Source organism: Streptomyces sp. NPDC058964 (genome assembly GCF_042741275.1).
Taxonomy (GTDB): Bacteria; Actinomycetota; Actinomycetes; order Streptomycetales; family Streptomycetaceae; genus Streptomyces.
Genome location: NZ_JBHYKH010000791.1, coordinates 1 through 2,784 on the forward strand (window position 1 = coordinate 1; position 2,784 = coordinate 2,784).

Annotated in this window: 1 protein-coding gene and 2 pseudogenes; 1 reads left to right on the forward strand and 2 read right to left on the reverse strand. The window is 72.0% G+C overall.

Annotated features, from left to right (window positions below; translation table 11 throughout):
• Window positions 1-814 precede the first annotated feature (814 nt).
• Together ACFW2E_RS44770 and ACFW2E_RS44775 are read right to left on the reverse strand one after the other, a co-directional pair.
• Complete coding sequence (locus ACFW2E_RS44770) at window positions 815-1,303, reverse strand: GNAT family N-acetyltransferase (protein ID WP_384477335.1); 489 nt, start codon at window positions 1,301-1,303, stop codon at window positions 815-817.
• A gap of 248 nt (window positions 1,304-1,551) precedes the next feature.
• Window positions 1,552-1,734: pseudogene (locus ACFW2E_RS44775) on the reverse strand (transposase); the annotation flags it as partial.
• A gap of 28 nt (window positions 1,735-1,762) precedes the next feature.
• Between ACFW2E_RS44775 and ACFW2E_RS44780 the strand changes: the two are divergent.
• Window positions 1,763-2,014 (forward strand): annotated as a pseudogene (locus ACFW2E_RS44780) (SMI1/KNR4 family protein); the annotation flags it as partial.
• Window positions 2,015-2,784 lie beyond the last annotated feature (770 nt).

A 2,784-nucleotide genomic window follows, 5' to 3' on the forward strand; every position in this document is an offset into this window, starting at 1 on the left:
CCGGCTAGGACTCCGCTCCCCGCAGCGTCCCCCCACGCCCTAGCGCTGGGCGGCCCGGCGGTTCCGCCTGGAGATGCTGCAGTGCGCCGGCACCCCGAAGAAGGGCTACGCGTCCTGCAACGCCCGGCGCGTCACCAGCGGCACCACCGCCTTCCAGGAAGAGCAGGCGACGAAGCAGGGCAAGAAGGGCATCGCACCCCAGACCGTCCGGCCGAACGCCGCCGCGGACTCCCCCACCGGCTACGGCCCCAGCGACCTGCAGTCGGCCTACGGCCCGACCTCCGCCGCCTCCACCAGCGGCTCCGGAAGGACCATCGCCGTCATCGACGCCCACGACGGCCCGAACGCCGGGTCGGACCTGGCCAGCACCCACGGCAGTCAGGCTCTGATGCCCCTGTCCGGAGCCTCCCGCCGACCCGCGCCACCGCGGGCCGCACCGACGCCGGTCGGCCAAGCTCCACGGGGCAAGGGCTGTGACCGCTTCCATTTGCGCTGGTGGCTGCACTGGCACGGCATCACCCCCTACAGCGCTGACGGTGGACTGTGGCCACTTCGTCTCGCAGATCAGGGTCGTGTGAAGCTGCGTATTCCACGCGGCCGACCTCGATCGTGTGTGGAGCGAGCTGAGGTGTACGCGATTTCGATCGCCCTGGGAGTGCCGGAGGCGAGGGAGTCGCCGGGAGAGGCCGCTCGCGCAGGCGATCCCCCCGCCAGGGCAGAGACGACGGCACACACGGAGCGCGCGGCGTCCAGCGGCTCCTGCATGCCGGTCACCGTGCAGGCGAAGCCGGTGCCCTGCGAACGGCACACCGCGTCATTCCGAAGGAATGCGAAACTCGAATGTGGGACGGTCCCACGGCACCGCGGGCGGGTTCGCGAGCGCGGTCCCGGTCCGCACTGCACCAACGCGGTGGTAGAAGTCCTCGGCGGGAAGATGCGACACGACGTCGACACGGTCGAGCCCGGCGGCACGGGCCTCGGACTGCATGTGCGCAACCAGCAGCCGTCCGATACCACGTCCTTGCGCTTCGTCGGCGACGAACAGCAGGTCGAGCTCCGGTGGAGCGAGGACGAGCGAGTAGAACCCGACGATCCGGCCTCCATGCTCGTCGGCGCCGACGGCTACGAAGGCGCGGTGGGCTTCGATGTAGTCAGGACCGACCCGGTAGCCCGCCACTGCGGCTGCGTACTTACCCTCGTAGGCGCCTGAGCCACGCACGAGCCGCGTGAGCCGTTTGGCATCCCGCGCGACTGCCCTCCGTATCGTGATCGGCTGGCTGATCGGGGAAGTGCGTGAACTCATCGGAAGAGTATTTCGCACCGGGGAGCGCCTGCCTGCGGCGGGTCTGCTGCTCGGGCAGGCGTTCCCGCACCACTCCCGGGAACCACTCGTGCGAGCGCAACCGATCTCATGCCGAAGCCGCGCCGGAGCGCTTCGGTGCGGCTTCGGCGTCTCACGGCTCCGCGCGGAGGTCCCCGTCGGAACGGTTTCCGGCGGGCCTCGCCGTATCACCCGCCATCACACCGCCCCGATAGCGAGGGCTGTGGGGATGCGGTGTTCGCCTGCCGGTCCCCGCCTCGATTGAGGCGACGGTACTGCCTGCTCCCGGAGGAGCACTCAACGGGACTGACTCCGCACAGCCCGGCGAACGAAGCCTCGCTCGCCAGACGTTCCGGGTTGTCCCCGACCGTGGTCGGCAGCGTGACGGCCGTGTCCGGGCCGATACCCACCACGGTCAGCAACTGTGGGCAGTGACGCTCAAGCCGATTCTTCGGCGACCTGGAGGACGGCACCGAGCCGGAACGTTCGCTGCTGGAAGCGGTGGCCGGGGAGTTCGGTGCCCATCTGCCGCGTCACGCAATCGTGAACGGGCGGCTGCACACGTTCGCCACCCGGTCCTGGACGCGGCCACCCAGAGTCGGAGAGACGTACGCGGTGGTCCGCATGCACTGGGGAGCCGCTCGCCCGGCGGACGGCGAGCGGACGGGAGACGACGGGCCGGGGAACAGGTAGAGACCGGCCGGGCCGCGCGAATCCTCGATGCGGCCTCCTCGCGTGCGCGGCGGCCGGGGCCCGGGCCGGCGCCGCGCGCCTCAGATGTCGCCCGGTGCCCCCAACCCCGTCAGCGCCCCCACCGGATCCAGGTCCGGCGTACCCCGCGGCCACCAGTCGTCCTGCCCCGGTTCCGACTCGTAGGCGTACCACAACCCGTCCCGGCCCAGACGGAGTTGGACGTGGCCCTGGGGGTGGGTGAGGCGGTTGCGCCAGGGGCGGTAGGCCGGGCCGGTCGGCGGCCGCGTCGAGAAACCGGTCCCAGTCGGCCTCGCAGAAGGCGCGCAGCCGCACTTGCACGCGGTAGGGCCGCGGGCGGCTGCCCTGTACGTACGCGAGCAGGAGACCGGGTGTCACGGTGATGGCGTCCACGTGTCCCTGCGCCGCGTATCCCCGTCCACGCGCCAGCCGTTTCACATCCAGTGCGCCCCGCTCCAGCGCGTCCACCCAGGCGTTGCCCCACCACGTCTCGGCGAAGCCGCCGTCCTCCCGGGACGGACGGGGCGGGAAGGCCGGGAACGTGCGGCGGAGGTCGCCGTCCCGGTGCGGAGTGGCCATCGTGCGAGGAACGGTCGGGGACGCGGGGGCGGCGGCAGGGACGGCCGGGTACGGAGCGCCCGGGCGCGGGGCCGACGGCTCCTCGGCACTCGGGCCGTGGTCGTCCGCCGTCCCTTCGGCCGCGTCCGCCGACGAGGGCAGGCGGAAGCCGTCCGTGAGCAACTCCCTTACGT